Source organism: Novosphingobium sp. (genome assembly GCF_041905565.1).
Taxonomy (GTDB): Bacteria; Pseudomonadota; Alphaproteobacteria; order Sphingomonadales; family Sphingomonadaceae; genus Novosphingobium.
Genome location: NZ_JAYRKX010000009.1, coordinates 57,919 through 74,389 on the forward strand (window position 1 = coordinate 57,919; position 16,471 = coordinate 74,389).

The window sequence follows — 16,471 nt, forward strand, 5'->3', positions numbered from 1 at the left end:
CTAAACCAACTTTGCCGGTCAGGTGACATCAGGCGCCGGGAGGGGCGGTCGAATCCCGGATGACCAGCCGGTATTCCAGCTCGTCGGTACGCGGATCGACCGGCTCTCCCGGCGCGCGCGCGATCTCGGCGGCGCGGCGCGCGGCGGCCGCGGCAATCGCGGCAACGGGTTGGTGGATAGTGGTAAGCGGCGGCCAGATCTTTACTGCCAGAGGGCCATCATCGAACCCGGCAACCGACAGCTGCCGCGGAATGTCAAGACCTCGCCGGTGGGCCACGGATACGACCGCCGCCGCCAGTTCATCATTCGACGCGAAGATCGCGGTGGGTGGATTGGGCAATGACAAGAGCGCCTCTGCCGGGGCCAGTCCCGATCCAAAGGCAAAGCGCCCCTGCGCGACGAGGTCCGGCTCCACTGCTATCCCAGCTGCTTCAAGCGCGTCGCAATATCCGAGGTAGCGGGTTTCGTCGGCCAGGATATGTTCGCCCAGCCGGATGAAGCCGATCCGCCGGTGACCGATCGAGATCAGGTAGCGCGTCATTTCGGCAGCAGCCGCGCGATCATCGATGCGGACGCCCGGCATGTTGTCGAGACTCTTGCCGGGAGAAATCGCCACGACCGGCACTGGCAGAGTCACGCCCGTCCGGCTCAGAAGGTCGCAATAAGGAGGGTGAGCGATCACCGCGCCGACTCCGCCGCGCGCCATCTGATCGATCGCCTCGACCAGGGCAGGAAGATCTGCATCGGCAAAGCGGCGCAGGATCAACTGCACGCCCATGTCGCTGCATTCGGTTATGGCGCCGCTGAAGATCGAGCTGAGGAAGCCGCTTTCCTGATTGCCCGAGACCAACCCGATCCGCGTGGTTGCCGCGCTGGCCAGCGAGCGGGCGGCGGCATTTGGCTTGTAGCCCAGTTCGTCGACTGCCTTCAGCACCGCCTCGCGCGTGGCGGGGCGGACGCTGCGCCGGTTGTTGAGCACGTTGGACACGGTCATGGCCGATACGCCTGCGCGCGAGGCGACAGTCTCGATCGTTACAGACTGACTGGCGCGTCGGGTTGCCCGGGACATTCTTGCTCCTGTTGAAGCTGCGTCTATCCGCCTCTCCGCCAATTGCAAAGGCCCGACGGTCAGGCTGGTTGCGCGAGCGCCCGTCGATATCCGCGAAGGCCGATCAGGAGGGCAACCAGCGAAAGCGGCGAGGCAATGGCGCAGACCATCGAAATGGCGTTCGGCAGCTGTGCCGGATCCTTGAACCAGAAGTCCGTCACGAGCGCGATCGCCAGCGGACCTCCTGCCGCGCCGATCAGGTTGACCAGCAGCATGTAGCAGGAGGAAACCAGCGCACGCATCCGGTTGGGCGTAATCTCTTGCAAGGCTGCGAGCCCGCCGCCGAAGTTGAATCCCGCGAAGAAGTTCATCGCCCCAATCAGCGCGAGCGAAACGCTCGCAGTCGAGACCAAGGGAAAGGCGATGGTGACCGGAATCAGGGCAACGAAACCGATGAGCGCCGCCTGCAGGTTGCCTAGGGCATATCCGCGTCCGCGCAGGAACGATGCGAAGAAACCCCCCGCCAGGGTGCCGCTTACACCGCAGAAGAACACCAGCGGGCCATAGGATGCGCCGATCTGGGCGGTGGTCATGCCGAACTTGCGTTCCAAGAAGGCGGGAATCCATGCGCCGGTCGCATTGCCAACAAGAATCATCAGGGCAAAGCCGATGCCGACGCCGAAATAGACCATCCAGTGGCGGCGAAGTTGGGCGAAGAACTGCCCCAGCGGCACCTTGGGCGCGGCGGCGGCTGCGCCCTGCCGCATGGGCTCGGGCAAGGCGAGCAGCGGGATCGCCAGCAGCATTCCCGGCACGCCCAGCATCAGGAAGATTACGTGCCACCCCTTGACCGCACCCAGGACCGGCAAGGCGATATCTTCCGACGGGGGGATCTGCGTGGCGATCAAACCGCCCAGCACCAGCGCAAGGGCTCCGCCAACATAGATGCCCATCTGGTAGACGCCCATGGCCGCGGGCAGCCGGTTCTTGGGAAACAGGTCCGACAACATCGAGTAGGCCGCTGGTCCCAGTCCGCCTTCCCCAGCCCCCACGGCAATGCGCGCAAGGAACAGCGAGGGGAAATTGCGGGCGAGACCGCAGGCCGTCGTTGCCAGTGACCAGATGAACACTGCCCCAGCAACGATATTTCGGCGGTTGGAGCGGTCTGCCAGCCGCGCCACGGGAATGCCGACAAGCACGTAGAACAGGGTGAAACTCAGGCCATAGAGAAGGCTCATCGCCGTATCGCTGACCTGCAGATCGTTCTTGATCGGCTGGACGAGCAAGGCAAGCGCCTGGCGGTCAACGAAGGCAAGCGTGTTGGCGATCATCAGCATTATTGCCGCAGTCCAGGCGGTGCGGGCCGATGGCCAGTCGCCAGTGTCTCTGGCTCCTTGTGCCTCGCTCATGCTGCTCTCCCATAGTCCGCGCCGGGATGCCGGACGCCAGTTTGTTTAACGCTAAAATACGCAGGGTGGGGCGGCTGTCAACTGTTCTCGCTGGCGCCGGTTGGGAGGCACATCAATCAAAATGTAGCGCTAAACAAAAATCGGTTGACACGACCGCGTGATGTGATTTAGCGCTAAACACAACGAACCGTCACGGAGGTGGCGGAGATCATGGGAAGGGGAAATGGCCATGCGGTTCTCTGCTTACATTCTTGCCTCGTCGATCGTGGCACTCCAGTTCGCCTCTGTTGCTCCCGCGATGGCACAGGTTGCCGAGGCAGCGACCGATGCTGCGACCGAAGAAGCGGCCGAGGAAATTCCGGGCGAAATCGTCGTCACCGCGCAAAAGCGCGCCGAACGCCTTCAGGACGTTCCGCTTGCCGTGACCGCCGTGTCTGGTGAGAGCCTGAGCAACCGCCAGATCAACGATACGAACTCGCTGGTCGCGGCGATCCCGTCGCTGTCCTACCAGCAGGGCGCCAACCCGACCAACACCAGCTTCCGCATTCGCGGCATCGGCACGGCGCTGTTCGGCCAAGGTAACGAATCGTCGGTCTCGGTCGTGGTCGACGGGGTGGTCGCTGTGCGTTCGGCGCAAGGCTTTTCCGAACTCGCCGACATCGAGCGGATCGAAGTGCTGCGCGGTCCCCAGGGCACGCTGTTCGGCAAGAACGCCTCGGCGGGCGTGATCAGTGTCACCACCGCACGCCCAAGCGACGAATTCCAGGCGCGCGGCGACGTGACCATTGCCGAGCACAATGAATATCGCGCCAAGGCGACCGTTTCGGGCCCGCTGAGCGACACTGTACGTGCCCGCGTTTCAGGCTATTACAGCGATGTGCAGGGGCACACCCGCAACATCGGCACCAACCGCTGGGTCAATGGATCAAAGGGCTGGGGCATTCGCGGAAAGCTCGAGTGGGACGCGACCGAGAATCTCACCTTGCTCCTTTCGGGAGAGTACAAGAAGAACGACTCCGATTGCTGCGCCTCGACACTGATCCGCATCGCCAACCCGCTGTTGCAGACTTTGGCCGGACCGATCGTCGCCACGCGGGAAAACCGCACGATCAACGAGGATACCGACACCTACGCCAACTCGAAGTCGCAGACCTATTCGCTGCAGGCCAACCTTGACCTTGGCGCCGCTACCCTGACCTCGATCACAGCCTACCAGAAGTTTGACCTCGAGGTGAACCAGCCGATCGATCGCATTAATTCTACCTCGCCGATCTTCCTCGGCACGGCGGCCGTGGCGCCGTACACATTCTGGAACCAGAACCATGGTATCGTCGATCTTGAGGCATTCAGCCAGGAACTGCGCATCGCCAACAGCGGCAAAGATGATCTGAACTATGTGTTCGGCGCGTTCTATATGAACAGCGACATCATTCGCCCGTTCGATCGCCGTCGCGCACGCTGCACAGCCGGCACGATCGGCCAGCCCTGCGCCACGGCCAATGTCGTGTGGCAGTCGTCACAAAGCCGTATCCAACTCAAGCAGGAAAGCATCGCGGCCTTTGGTCAGGTCGATTACCGCATCGTTGGCGGCCTGCGCGCAATTGGCGGCATTCGCGTCCAGTACGAAAAGGGCACCAACAGCGGCACCCGCACCGCGCCGATCGTGGCTGGCGACAATGTGTTCCCGGCGAACCCGCCGGTCAGCGGCACCTTCAGCGCCAGCGATACCGCGATCACCGGAAAGGCCGGCCTGCAGTACGAATTCAGCCGCAATGCGCAGGTCTATGCGACCTATACTCGCGGCTACAAGGGCCTCGGCTACGAGATGGAAATATCGGCTGACCTTGCCAACCAGAAGGCTGTCCAGCCCGAACACGTCAACGCCTATGAAGTGGGCTTCAAGGGCCGCACCGCTGATGGCACGCTGAGCGGCGCGATCGCGCTGTTCCAGTCGGACTATTCGGATCTGCAAGTTCAGGCCAACCGTTCCGACCCGGCGACCGGTGTGATCCAGTTCGTGACTACCAATGCCGGCACCTCGCGCACCCGCGGCTTCGAAATCGAGGCGACCATGCGCCCGTCCGATGCCCTCTCGGTCAATGCGGCGGTTACCTATGCCGTGTCGCGCATCAATATCGATGGCCTCAACTGTCCGCTTCAGCTGCAGGCGGCCGCCCCGGTGATGACCGGCACGCCGGTCAACGTCTGCTACCGCACGGCCGCTGGCGCGACGCCCCAGCAGAACCTGCGCAACCGTCCGCTGCAGGCAAGCCCCGACTGGCGCATTTCGGTCGCGCCGCGCTACGACTATCGCGGTGACAGCGTGAACGCCTTTGCCCAGTTCGGCGTCAACTTCACCAGCGCGCAGGTCTTTACTTCAGAGAACGATCCGCTGACCGTGCAGCAGGCCTACACCCTGGTCGATGCCAGCGTCGGCATTTCCACCGCCGACGACCGTTACAGCCTGACCGTGTTCGTCAAGAACCTGTTCAACGTGAACTACCTGACGAGCATCGGCCACAACTCGCTGATGGCAACGGCAGCTTCGCCCTTTGACCTTGTCGGGACCTACAACAAGGATTCGAGCCGCTACTTCGGCGCGACCCTTGGGTTCAAGTTCTGATCCTACGAGCCTCCTCCCGACCGGGTCCGACTGGCTGCAGCGGCAGCATGATCAGTCGGACCCGGAATTGGGAACCTTGATCGACAGGTACCAGCGGAAATGTTGACCGTGACCAGCCAGCCTGCCAGCATCGGACCTCTCGCTCTCGATCAATCGGCGCGCGATTGGGTGGCGCGCACGATGGCTTCGCTATCGACCGAGGAAGCGGTCGGGCAAGTGTTCAACCTGTCGACTTCGCTCGATTCGCGCGATGAGGTGAAGGAGCTGCTTGCTCTTCAACCGGGTGGCATCAACCGCTTCCCCACAACCGACCTGGCCGCCTTCCGCGCCGCCACAATGGCCGCGATAGAGGGGTCGAAAGTGCCGCCTATCTTCAGCGGCGACATCGAAGGCGGGATGATCAGCTATCCCTTTGCCACCGCCGTGCCCAACCTGATGGGCATCGCGGCGATGGACGACCTTGCCCTTACCGCAGACGTCGTGCGCCTCGTTGCCCGCGAAAGCCGCGCCCTTGGTTATGACTGGTCGTTCGGCCCGGTGGTAGACATAAACGCCGAGTTCCGCAGCGCCATAGTCGGTACCCGATCTTTTGGCAGCGATCAGGCGCGCATTGCCGAACAGGCGCGCACCTATGTCCGCGTCCTGCAGGAAGAGGGTGTGGCTGCCTGCGCCAAGCATTGGCCGGGCGACGGCTTCGACGAGCGCGACCAGCACCTCGTCACTTCGGTCAATCCGCTTGGCATGGAGCGCTGGCACGAGACATTCGGGACGCTGTACAAGGATCTGATCGATGGCGGCGTGATGACGGTGATGTCGGCGCACATTGCCCTGCCGGCCTATATCCGCAGCCTTCACCCCGAAGCCGGGCGTGATGCCTTTGCCCCCGCAGCGCTCTCCCGCGAACTCAACCTGGATCTGCTGCGCGGGGAACTGGGTTTCGATGGCCTGATCGTTTCGGACGCCACCGGTATGGGCGGCATGACCGGCTGGATGGAGCGCAGCCGCGCCGTGCCCACTGTCATTGAAAGCGGCTGCGACATGTTCCTGTTCAGCCGCAATCCCGTCCAGGATTTCCAATTCATGCTGCAGGGCCTGCGTACCGGTCTTCTATCTGAGCAGCGCCTGCAGGACGCGGTGGAGCGTATCCTCACGCTCAAGGCGAAGCTGGGTTTGCACCTGCGCAAACCTGACGAACGCATCCTGCCGCTCGAAGAGCTTGGAGATCGCCTTCGCAGCGCGGCGCACCAAGCCACGGCGCAGGAAGCGGCTGGTCGCAGCGTCACGCTGGTCAAGGACACAGAAAATCTTCTGCCGCTCGATCCGCAGCGCCACCAACGCGTCGTGGTGATTGCGGAACAAGGGTTCAGCTTCTGGGACGGCGCGATCGAGCGTGGTTTCGAACCCTTCATCGCCGCCATGCAAAAACGCGGGTTCGAAGTCAGGCTGTACGATCCCGAGGCCATGCCGCGGCCCGAGGACACCGACCTTGTGCTCTACCTGGTCGGACAGGAAGCAACCCCCAGTGCCTCACGCATATTCCTCGACTTTGCAGAACTGCATGGCGGCTCGCGCAAGGGCATGACCCAGTTTCCGCGTGAAATACCGACAGCGCTGCTGTCTTTCGGGCAGCCCTATTACCTGTTTGATGCGCCGCACATGTCCACTGCCGTCAATGCCTATTGCGGCATTCCGGCCGTGCAGGAAGAAGTCGTGCGTCGGCTGGTGGGCGAGGCCCCGTTCACTGGCAACAGTCCGGTCGATCCGTTCTGCGGCACGGAGCAGCTGCGATGGTGAGCGTGCAGCCCAACGATCAGGCGGCGCAGCTCGCCGAGCTATACGATGCCATGTCCCCGCACAGCCTGTTACCGCTGTGGGAGCAGCTTCACGCGCTGGTGCTGACCGAGCCCTCATCACCCGCAAAGCCTTGGCGCTGGACCTATGGCGATGCGCGCAAGTATTTGATGCGCGCGGGCGACCTGATCTCGGCCGAACAGGCCGAACGCCGCGTGCTGATCATGGAGAACCCCGGCCTGCCCGGACAGGCGGCGATCACGCCCAGCCTCTATGCCGGCCTGCAACTGATCCTGCCGGGCGAGGTCGCACCGTGCCATCGCCACACCCAGAACGCGCTCCGCTTCGTCATGGAAGGAAGCGGCGCCTATACCGCGCTCGATGGCGAGAAGGCGGTGATGGAGCCGTTCGACCTGGTGCTTACTCCTGCGGGGCAGTGGCACGATCATGGCAACCCGACCGACAAGCCAATGATCTGGCTCGATGGGCTCGATATTCCGACCGTGCGCCTGTTCGACGCGCAGTTCGCCGAGCGGCTCGAACTGCCCGCCCATCCTGAAACCGTCCCGCCGGGCGATACGCTGGCGCGCTATGGTCACAACCTGCGCCCGATGCGCGGCCACGTCGCGGACCGTCGCCCAGCGGAGCGACCGCTGTTCCATTACCGCCATGCCGAATGGCGTCCGGCACTCGAAGCCATGGCCCGTTCAGCCGAAATAGATCCGCACTTCGGCCATGCGCTCGAATTCCTCAACCCGGCCGATGGCGGGCAAGTGCTGGCGACAATTTCCGCGCATGTCCGGCTCCTTCCTGCCGGATTTGAAACCCGCCCGCGGCAGAGCACCGACGGTAGCGTGTTCGTTGTCGTCGAGGGCGAGGGCGAGATCGAACTCAACGGCGAAACCATGCGGCTGGGCGAGCGCGACATGGTGGTCGTTCCTTCATGGACGAAGGCGGTCTTGCGTGCGTCGCGCCAACTCGTACTCTTCGCCTATTCGGACAAGGCATCGCAAATCAAGCTGGAACTGTACCAGGAGCGCAATCTTTGACCCTGCTTTTCAATCCTCTGCCGCCCGTACTCGCGCCGACCAGCGACGGCCATGAGTTTCCCGTGCGGCGGCTCTTCTGCATCGGCCGCAACTATGCCGCTCATGCCCGCGAAATGGGCAAGGACCCCGACCGCGAGCCGCCGTTCTACTTCACCAAGTGGGCCGAAACGGTCGTGCCGACGGGTTCCACTATCGCCTATCCGCCGCTGACCCAGAACTACCAATTCGAGGCCGAAATGGTCGTCGCAATCGGCAAGGGTGGGCGCAACATCCCCCGCGAGGCCGCGCTTGAGTACGTCTATGGCTATGCTACCGGCCTCGATATGACCCGCCGCGACCTGCAATTCGAAGCTCGCGACAAGGGCCGCCCATGGAGCGCCGGCAAGAACTTCGAACAGGCTTCACCGCTTGGCCTGATCCATCCGGTGAGCGAAGTCGGCCACCTTTCGAGCGGCTCGATCCGCCTTACCGTCAATGGCGAAGTGCGCCAGGATGCAGATCTTGCCGAGCTGCTCTGGCCGGTCGAGGATATTATCGCTCATATCTCGCAGGCCTACCGGCTGGAAGCAGGTGACCTGATCTACACGGGAACCCCGGCTGGCGTGGGCGCTGTGGCATCGGGAGACAAGATCACGGTTTCGGTCGCAGGTCTAAGCGATACGCGGGTCACGATCGGCTCGCCGGCCAATGCCTGACGGCATTCGACTTCATACCTATTTCCGCTCCAGCGCGAGTTGGCGGGTGCGGATTGCGCTGCATCTGAAGGGGCTCGACTACCAGAGTCTCGCGCACCACTTGCGCAAGGGCGAGCAGACTTCGGATTCGTTCCTCGCGCTCAATCCGCAGGGTCTTGTCCCGGCGCTCGAGGTGGACGGAGTGGTTCTGACCCAAAGCCTGGCGATTTGCGAATACCTGGACGAGATCGCGCCGCGGCCGCAACTACTCCCTCCTGTGCCGCTGGACCGTGCCAAGGTCCGCGCCCTGTCGCTCGCAATCGCCTGCGACGTGCATCCGCTGCAGAACCTGCGCGTGCTGGGCCGCCTGCGCGCGGCAGGCCTGGACGAGGATACAGTCAACGTCTGGGCGCGTGATACGATCGAGGACGGGCTCGCCGCCTGTGCGCACCTTCTGGCGGATTATGCCGGCCCATATTGCTTCGGCGAAGCAATCACGCTGGCTGACATCTGCCTTGTCCCGCAGCTCGCCAATGCCCGCCGCTTCGGTGCGCGGATCGATTATCCGCGGATCGAGGCGATCGAGGAAGCCTGTCTCGCCCACCCTGCTTTTGCCGAGACCCGGCCGGAATTGCAGCCGGACGCGGAATGAACAATTCCAACGACACGAGGTCGCAGATGAAGATTTCCCGTCGTGCACTGCGCAAGTCGCTGCTCGTAGCCCTTTCGGGGCTGGCACTGCTTTCTGGCCAGGCCCCGCTTGCCGCCAAGGAAGCGGGGCGGCCGGCGAACGCGCAGTCCCAGCGTCCACGCAATATCATCTTCGTTCTGGTGGATGACCTGCGCTATGACGGGATGGGCTTTCTCCAGCCGCGCATCCGCACGCCGCACATCGATCGCATGGCGCGCGAGGGAACCTATTATCCCAACGCCATGGTCACATCGGCGCTTTGCAGCCCTAGCCGCGCGACCATCCTGACCGGAATGACCGCGCGCAACCACGGCGTGGTCGACAATAACCATTCCACCGAAGCCGGGCTTACCTTTTTTCCGAGCTACCTTCAGAAGGCCGGATATCAGACCGCCTTCTTCGGCAAGTGGCACATGGGTGATGATACCGACGCCCCGCGCCCAGGCTTCGACAAATGGGTGAGCTTCAGAGGGCAGGGAGCCTATTTCCCGACCACCGGCATACCGGACGCCGCCAAGGCCGCAGGGGCGGTAAACAAGCTCAACGTCGATGGCCGGGCCGTGCCGCAGAAGGGCTACATTACTGACGAGCTTACCGACTATGCCGTGAGCTGGTTGGAGAATGAGCGAGACTCTAGAAAGCCCTTTTTCCTCTATCTGAGCCACAAGGCGGTCCATTCCGACCCGCTACCGCCGCCGCGCTATGCTCACCAGTATGACAACGTGACCTTCCCGTTACCCGCCAGCGCCGCCAACACGCTGGAAAACTACAAGGGCAAGCCGCGCTGGGTCTATGACCAGCGCAACACCTGGCACGGCATCGATTTCTTTTACAATTCCGACATGCCGATGGGAGAGTACCTGCGCTATTACTACTCGACCCTATCGGGTGTGGATGACAGTCTGGGCCGACTCTTTGCCTATCTGAAGAAGCACAAGCTCGAGAAGGATACGCTGGTCGTCTTCACCAGCGACAACGGCTACCAGATCGGCGAGCACGGCCTGATCGACAAGCGCAACGCCTATGAGGCATCGGTCAAGGTGCCGCTGCTGGTGTGGGAGCCGGGCACCGTTCCTGCCGGTGCGGTCAACAAGGGCCAGATCCGCAATCTCGATTTCGCGCCGACCTTTCTCGATGCTGCCGGGATCCCCCCGCCGCCTCAGTTCGAAGGCAAGAGTGCGCTCGGCCTGTGGGACGGCAAGGTGGCGGAGGCCAGCTGGGAACCGCAGGACTTCGTCTATGAATACTATTGGGAGTACAATTTCCCGATGACGCCGGGCACCTTTGCCATCCGTCGCGGCGACCTCAAATACATCCAGTATTATGGGGTCTATGATACCGACGAGCTCTACGACCTGGCGAAAGATCCGGACGAGATGCACAACCTGGTGGGTGATCCGGCCTATCTTGACGCCAAGATCGAGCTGAGGAACGCGCTTTACGCCCAGCTGGCCAATCGCGATGGCAAACACGTCATCCCTTATGGCAAGCGCCAGTCGATCGGCTCGGTCCGCCGCAACCGCACCGGCACTGGCGCGGCGCCTTTCCCGGATGAATGGCTGGTCGGCCCTGACATGCCTGACCGGTTCGATGACATCCTGCCGGACTCACCCGCCAAGCAGAAAGCGCACGATGCCGGGCGGCCGCTCAACCCCTCGATCCCGTTGCGCGAGGACATCAAAAAGAACGCAAGGGGCAAGTGAACTCCGTTATTCGAAGTTTCGCCACGGCAACTGGCGTGAAGGGTGGGGCGGTGCCCAGGGCGCGCGAATCGGCGAGATCGCGGCCGGTTTGCGCGCAGCAGGCGAACGCCTATCTGAACCCGAACTCAAGCGCGTTTATGCGCCGTGGCCCGCCGAACACCGGCGCGACGGATCTGCGCCGCACGGGGTTGACCGCATAGTTCGACCAACCCGATCCGTCGATTGCCCTCGGATCTGAAGGGCTGGCTGGATCCGCAATCGAGCTTTTTCGGATTCGCCCTCTTTTTTGCCACCTGGATGCACTTGGTTGATCGCTGCGTTCCCAACCGCACCATACAGCGGGAACGACGGTTAAGGCAGCGAATAAGTCTACAGCCTAGGCAAGCAGGACACCCATCACTGCTTCCATCGCCGGGCCGGCAATTTGACGTTTGCCGATTGTGCCAACTCCTCCGCGCTCGACCCCAACGCAAAACCATAGTTCCCCCGTTGGATGACCCATTCATTCTCGGCAAAATCCGCGACGATTCTTGGTTCGAGTTTGACAGAAACGGTACGACTTTCGCCCGGATCAAGCGAAAGGCGCTGAAAGCCGGCGAGGCGTTGTTGAGCGCCGCCCGGCGTGCGCGTCAGGTAGAGCTGCGCGACGGTCGATCCCTCGCGCTTGCCGGTGTTGCGTACGGTGAAGGTCGCGGTCAGGCCCTTTAGCTTGAGGTCGCCATATTCGAAGGTGGTGTAGCTGAGGCCGTGGCCGAACGGGAACAGCGCCTTGTGGCCCGACCGCGTATTCCAGCGGTAGCCAAGGTCCGAACCTTCGATGTCGTAGTTGACCGTCAGTGGCGCTGCACCGGGCGGGGCGCGGCCGATGAAGTCGGGCTCGAGTCGGTCGAAACCGTCCACCTTCGGGCGCGGCAGCTGCGCTTCGCTGGCGGGGAAGGTGATCGGCAGCTTGCCGGCTGGATTGGTCTCTCCAAACAGCACTGAGGCGATCGCCGGGCCGCCGCGAATGCCGGGATACCACGCCTCGATAACTGCGGCGGTCTTGTCGAGCCAGGGCATCAGGATCGGCCCGCCGGTCTGGAGCACCACGACCGTCTTCGGATTGGCACTGGCGACCGCGTCGATCAGCGCGTCCTGTCCGTCGGGCAGGGCCAGATCGGCCTGATCGAAGCCCTCGCCCGACCACTGGTTGGCGAAGACGATAACGAGGTCGGCCTTGGCCGCCTCGGTCCGCGCTTCGCTTACCGAGCGGCCATTGCGGAAGCGCAGCCTCGCCTGCGGGGCCATGGCCTGGATCGCCGCGAAAGGTGACGAGGGATGGTAGGTGATGTTGGTGAAGCTGGCGAAGGGCCCGGTGCCGCCAAGCGGGATCGAGACGGCGGGGCCGCCTTCGCCGATCACCTGGCTCGATCCCGCGCCCGACATGACCCCGTTGGTTGCCAGCCCGCCGATCACCAGAATGTTCTGCGCCGTGCGGGCGAGCGGCAGGATGTCGCCCTGGTTGCGCAGCAGGACGATGCCTTGCCGCGCCACTTCCTCGGCGACCCTGGCATTGGCGGCATAGTCGATCGCGCCGCCCGGCCGCGCGGGATCGCGATCGAGCCCATTGGCATAGATCGCAGTGAGGATGCGCTTGTTCATGTCGTTGAGCCGCGCCGACCAGGCGCTGTCCCCGGCGGCGGCAGCGGCGAGCTTGTCGCCGAAAAACACTTCGGTATCGAGCTGCTCGCCCGATTGCTGGTCGAGCCCGTTCATCGCCGCTTGCAGGTTGGGCACGGCGCCCCAGTCCGACATGACGAAGCCATGGTAGCCCCAGTCGCGCTTGAGCACGCGGTTGAGCAGCCAGTCGTTGGCGCAGGACGGCGCGCCGTTGACCGGGTTGTAGGCGCACATCACCGAGCCGGGATTGCCGATCTCGATCCCGATCTTGAAGGCGAGCAAATCGCTTTCCTGCGCGTTGGCCTCGCTGATCCGGGCGTCGGCGAAGTGGCGGCCGGTCTCCTGCCCGTTAAGTGCGAAATGCTTGATCGTGGCGATGATCCGGTTGGACTGGATGCCACGGATGGCATGGCCAACCAGCGTGCCCGCGAGCAGCGGATCCTCGCCCAGATACTCGAAGTTGCGGCCGCCTCGCGGATCTCGCATCAGATTGACGCCCCCGGCCAGCATCACGTTGTAGCCCTTGGCGCGGGCCTCGCCGCCGATCATCCGCCCGCCCTGTTCGATCAATTCGGGGTTCCAGCTCGAGGCCATCGCCAATCCTGACGGAAGGGCCGTGGCGTTGTCCTTGCGCATTCCGGCGGCATAGGCAACGCCTAGACTGGCATCGGTCTCGCGCAGCGGCGGGATGCCAAGGCGGGGGATTCCGGGCACATAGCCTGCCCCCGGCACCGCATCAGCCGGCATCGGCGGCGCGCCGGGGAAGAGCGGCAGGGCGAGGATGCCGTGGGTGAGGATAACCTTCTCCGCCGGGGTCATCTGCCTGACCGTTTCAGCCGCGCGGCGCTCAGCATCCACCGATCCGGTCGCGGCCGTCTGGGCCTGCGCGTGCGCTCCCGCCACGGACAGGGCGATTGCCGACGAAAGCACGGCTCCGCCGCGCAAAATGTTGAATCCCTTCACAACCATCCTCCAACTGCAAAACGCAAGTTCGCTGCCCCACCGCGATGGCGAGGCAGCGAATCGGCGCTACCCGTAATCGGGGTAACCGAACCTAGAACCTGGCCTGCACGCGAGCGTAGATCTGCCGACCGAATGGATCGGCGAGACTTGGCAGGTAGCCGTTGAACCGGGCGAAGCCGGGGGCCTTGTCGAAGGCGTTGATCATGCCCACGGCGAGGTCATAGCGATCGTCCTCGCCGAACTTGATCACGTACTGCACGTCGAATACCGAGAACGGCCTGATCTTGGCAGTAGCCGAGGCCGGGATGATCGAACCCGTGCCACTGGTGTTGAGGCTGATGCCCTGATCGTCGATCACGCCCGAGGTGTAGCGCCAGGTGGTCGACAGGGTGTGGCGGCCATAGGTCAGGTCGACCCCCGAAACCGCGCGCCAGCGCGGAGCGGCGGCGGAGGACAGCGGCGACTGCACGAACTGATTGCGGTAGCCCACCCCGTTGTAGACGATCGACGGCGCGCCCGGCGTGGTCGAGCCGATGTCGATGTCGTACTTGAGCAGATAGGTGGCATTGCTGCGCAGCCCCACTTCCAGCTCCCCGGCATCGAAGGTGTAGGCGGCGCCAATGTCGATACCCGATGTCTGGGTACCGCTCGGTGCGTTGAACGAGGTGACTTGCACGGCCTGGATGTTGCCGCTCGAATCGCGGATCACCGCAGGGCCGTTGGGGCTCGCATTGACGACGGCTTGGGCACTCTGCAGCTGGATCTGGTTCTTGTACTTGTAGCTCCAGTAATCGACCGAGAAGCGCGCCCCCGGCACCGGCAGGAAGGTCGCGCCAACGTTGAAGACGTTGGCGGTCTGCGGCTTGAGGTTGGGGTTTCCGAAGGTCTGGATGGTGCGGAAAGTGGTGTCTGGCGGGATCTTGGTCGGATCGGTGACATTGCCCACGCCGGTCTGGATCAGGCTGTTCGATCCGTTGGAGATGGTCGGCGCTTGGAACGCCCGGCTGATCGAACCGCGCAGACTGACCTCAGGCACGATCCGCCAGTTGACGGCCAGCTTGGGGGTAGTGGTGTTAAACCCGCCGTAATCTTCATAGCGCGCCGCGGCGTTGACGTTGAGCCCGTCGATCACCTCGTAATTGGCCTCGACGAAGCCGCTCTTCACGTTCCGGCGGAAGGTAGTGTTGAGCCGCTTGCCGAGAAATCCGCCGAAGCCGCTGAGCAGCAGGTCGGAATACTGCGCGCTCGAATTCTCGCGCCGGTACTGGCCGCCGAAAGCAACCGCGAGGTCGTGGCCGTTGATCGTCGCCAGGGTGCCGTTCACCACCGCTTCGGCGAGGTAGTATTCACGCTTGAAGTCGAAATAGACGTCTGTCTGTAGGTTGTGGATCAGCGAGGGGTTCATCTGGCTGAGATTGGCCTGAAGCGGGCTGTAGTAGAGGCAGCTGCCGGTCCCGGCCACCGCGCCGCCGCCAGCCCCGTTGAACAGGTAGTTGCAGTTCGGCCCGCCAAAGCCGTTCAGCGCGGCCTGGAACAGGTTCATGTCGGTGTCCTTGTCCCGCGCGATCGTGTGCGAGGCGGAATAGGAGACATTGGCAGTGTACTTCCAGCTGCCGGCGAGATCGCCGCGCGCGCCGAGCACGTAGTGCTGGTTGTCGACCGTATCGCGCATCACGCGGTAGTCGTAGCCGCCGGGGAAGCCCTGCGCGCCGATCGCGCGGCCAAGGAACAGCACCGGCACGCCGAACGGGTTGTAGGGGTTGCTGACCGGCATGGTCGCGTTGCCGGCGTTCTGGGCATAGGAGGGTACGCCGTAGCGCTTGGAATCCTGATGGTAGTAACCCAGCTCGACGAAGAGCTCATGCGCCCCGCCCAACTCGATTGTGGTGTCGTTGTGAATGTTCAGGCTCTGCGACTGCGGCCGGATCGGGTTCTTGGGCTGGAAGTTGTAGGCGCAGTTTCCGACCCCGAAGGTCGCCCCGGCGGTGGGGATGTATTGGCTCTCGGTGCCTGCCGCACCGCAGTTGGGATCGACCACGGTCAGCCGTCCGCCGACCGCGCGGGCATCGAACAGCGCCGTGTAGTCGTTGCCATTGATAACCACGTTGCCGCCGGTGGAAGTCTGCGGCCGCCCGATCAACGTATAGCGGCCCGGGAAGCCCGCGCCTGACGGGTTGAAGAAGTTGGTGATCGCGCGGTCACCGTTCTGGAGGTTGTCGGTATAGCGATAGGAGACCGCGGTGACCGAATGGATCGTGTCATTGCCCAGCCCGACCATCGCCTGCACGTTCCACGAGCTCGACTTGTCGATCCCGGTGTACTGCGCCGACATCCTGATCCCGTCGAACCGGGTATTGGTGATGACGTTGAAAACGCCGGCTACGGCATCGGCACCGTAAGTGGACGAGGCGCCATCCAGAACGGTCTCGACGCGCCCGATCGCGATATCCGGGGTCAGCGCATTGAGGTTGACGAAATCGTCGCCGGCCTGCGGCGTAACGCGACGGCCGTTGAGCAGCACCAGCGTCGATCCGGCCCCCAGCCCGCGCAGGTTAACCGAGCGGGTGTCGCGGGTATCTGCGCCACCTTTGGCCAAATCCTGCATGCCGCCGGCGCTACCGACATTCTGGGGGATGTAGCGGGTGAGATCGCCGAGCGACGATACCCCGGTGCGATCGATCGTCGCCGCATCGACGGTCAGGACAGGAGACGCGCGGTCTTCCTGGCGGACCCCGCCCAGGTAAGTGCCGGTGACGACGATCGGCGTCTCATCGGTGGGTTCATCCGCCGCCACGTCCTGGGCGCTGGCTGCGCTCGCCGTCATCACCGCCGCGGCGAGTCCAAAGGCACTGACCATCGAG

General features: G+C 63.5%; 10 protein-coding genes. 6 read left to right on the forward strand and 4 right to left on the reverse strand.

Annotated features, from left to right (window positions below; genetic code table 11):
* Positions 1–28: 28 nt before the first annotated feature.
* Both ACE3N9_RS09135 and ACE3N9_RS09140 read right to left on the reverse strand, forming a co-directional pair.
* A complete protein-coding gene (locus ACE3N9_RS09135) occupies positions 29–1,069 on the reverse strand; it encodes a LacI family DNA-binding transcriptional regulator (protein ID WP_374283063.1) in 1,041 nt (346 codons plus the stop codon).
* A gap of 59 nt (positions 1,070–1,128) precedes the next feature.
* Entirely contained in the window at positions 1,129–2,385 is a 1,257-nt protein-coding gene (locus tag ACE3N9_RS09140; protein ID WP_374283065.1) for a spinster family MFS transporter, read from the reverse strand.
* Between the two features lie 301 nt (positions 2,386–2,686).
* Between ACE3N9_RS09140 and ACE3N9_RS09145 the strand changes: the two genes are divergently transcribed.
* From ACE3N9_RS09145 to ACE3N9_RS09170, 6 genes are all read left to right on the forward strand, one after another.
* A complete protein-coding gene (locus tag ACE3N9_RS09145; RefSeq protein ID WP_374283067.1) occupies positions 2,687–5,080 on the forward strand; it encodes a TonB-dependent receptor in 2,394 nt (797 codons plus the stop codon).
* A gap of 99 nt (positions 5,081–5,179) precedes the next feature.
* Positions 5,180–6,874, forward strand: a complete 1,695-nt coding sequence (locus ACE3N9_RS09150; RefSeq protein WP_374283070.1) for a glycoside hydrolase family 3 protein — start codon at positions 5,180–5,182, stop codon at positions 6,872–6,874.
* Positions 6,868–7,920 carry a gentisate 1,2-dioxygenase gene (gene gtdA, locus ACE3N9_RS09155; RefSeq protein ID WP_374283072.1) on the forward strand — a complete coding sequence of 351 codons (1,053 nt, stop codon included), beginning with the start codon at positions 6,868–6,870 and terminating at the stop codon, positions 7,918–7,920. The genes ACE3N9_RS09150 and gtdA overlap by 7 nt, the downstream gene beginning before the upstream one ends.
* Positions 7,917–8,615, forward strand: a complete 699-nt coding sequence (locus ACE3N9_RS09160; RefSeq protein WP_374283074.1) for a fumarylacetoacetate hydrolase family protein — start codon at positions 7,917–7,919, stop codon at positions 8,613–8,615. Before gtdA ends, ACE3N9_RS09160 begins: the two co-directional genes overlap by 4 nt.
* A complete protein-coding gene (maiA, locus tag ACE3N9_RS09165; RefSeq protein WP_374283076.1) occupies positions 8,608–9,246 on the forward strand; it encodes a maleylacetoacetate isomerase in 639 nt (212 codons plus the stop codon). The genes ACE3N9_RS09160 and maiA overlap by 8 nt, the downstream gene beginning before the upstream one ends.
* Positions 9,243–10,988 carry a sulfatase gene (locus ACE3N9_RS09170; RefSeq protein ID WP_374283077.1) on the forward strand — a complete coding sequence of 582 codons (1,746 nt, stop codon included), beginning with the start codon at positions 9,243–9,245 and terminating at the stop codon, positions 10,986–10,988. Before maiA ends, ACE3N9_RS09170 begins: the two co-directional genes overlap by 4 nt.
* Before the next feature lie 396 nt (positions 10,989–11,384).
* On the opposite strand, the gene ACE3N9_RS09175 is transcribed toward ACE3N9_RS09170, so the two are convergent.
* Together ACE3N9_RS09175 and ACE3N9_RS09180 are read right to left on the reverse strand one after the other, a co-directional pair.
* Positions 11,385–13,616, reverse strand: a complete 2,232-nt coding sequence (locus ACE3N9_RS09175; protein WP_374283080.1) for a glycoside hydrolase family 3 C-terminal domain-containing protein — start codon at positions 13,614–13,616, stop codon at positions 11,385–11,387.
* An 85-nt stretch (positions 13,617–13,701) separates the two neighbouring features.
* Positions 13,702–16,467: a TonB-dependent receptor domain-containing protein gene (locus tag ACE3N9_RS09180; RefSeq protein ID WP_374283082.1), complete on the reverse strand. Its 2,766-nt coding sequence runs from the start codon at positions 16,465–16,467 to the stop codon at positions 13,702–13,704.
* Positions 16,468–16,471 lie beyond the last annotated feature (4 nt).

Coding starts and splice junctions, on each gene's coding strand:
- ACE3N9_RS09180 (WP_374283082.1), bottom strand. CDS start 16,467: ATGGTCAGTGCCTTTGGACTCGCCGCGGCGGTGATGACGGCGAGCGCA.
- ACE3N9_RS09175 (WP_374283080.1), bottom strand. CDS start 13,616: ATGGTTGTGAAGGGATTCAACATTTTGCGCGGCGGAGCCGTGCTTTCG.
- ACE3N9_RS09170 (WP_374283077.1), top strand. CDS start 9,243: ATGAACAATTCCAACGACACGAGGTCGCAGATGAAGATTTCCCGTCGT.
- ACE3N9_RS09135 (WP_374283063.1), bottom strand. CDS start 1,069: ATGTCCCGGGCAACCCGACGCGCCAGTCAGTCTGTAACGATCGAGACT.
- ACE3N9_RS09150 (WP_374283070.1), top strand. CDS start 5,180: ATGTTGACCGTGACCAGCCAGCCTGCCAGCATCGGACCTCTCGCTCTC.
- gtdA (WP_374283072.1), top strand. CDS start 6,868: ATGGTGAGCGTGCAGCCCAACGATCAGGCGGCGCAGCTCGCCGAGCTA.
- ACE3N9_RS09145 (WP_374283067.1), top strand. CDS start 2,687: ATGCGGTTCTCTGCTTACATTCTTGCCTCGTCGATCGTGGCACTCCAG.
- maiA (WP_374283076.1), top strand. CDS start 8,608: ATGCCTGACGGCATTCGACTTCATACCTATTTCCGCTCCAGCGCGAGT.
- ACE3N9_RS09140 (WP_374283065.1), bottom strand. CDS start 2,385: ATGCTGATGATCGCCAACACGCTTGCCTTCGTTGACCGCCAGGCGCTT.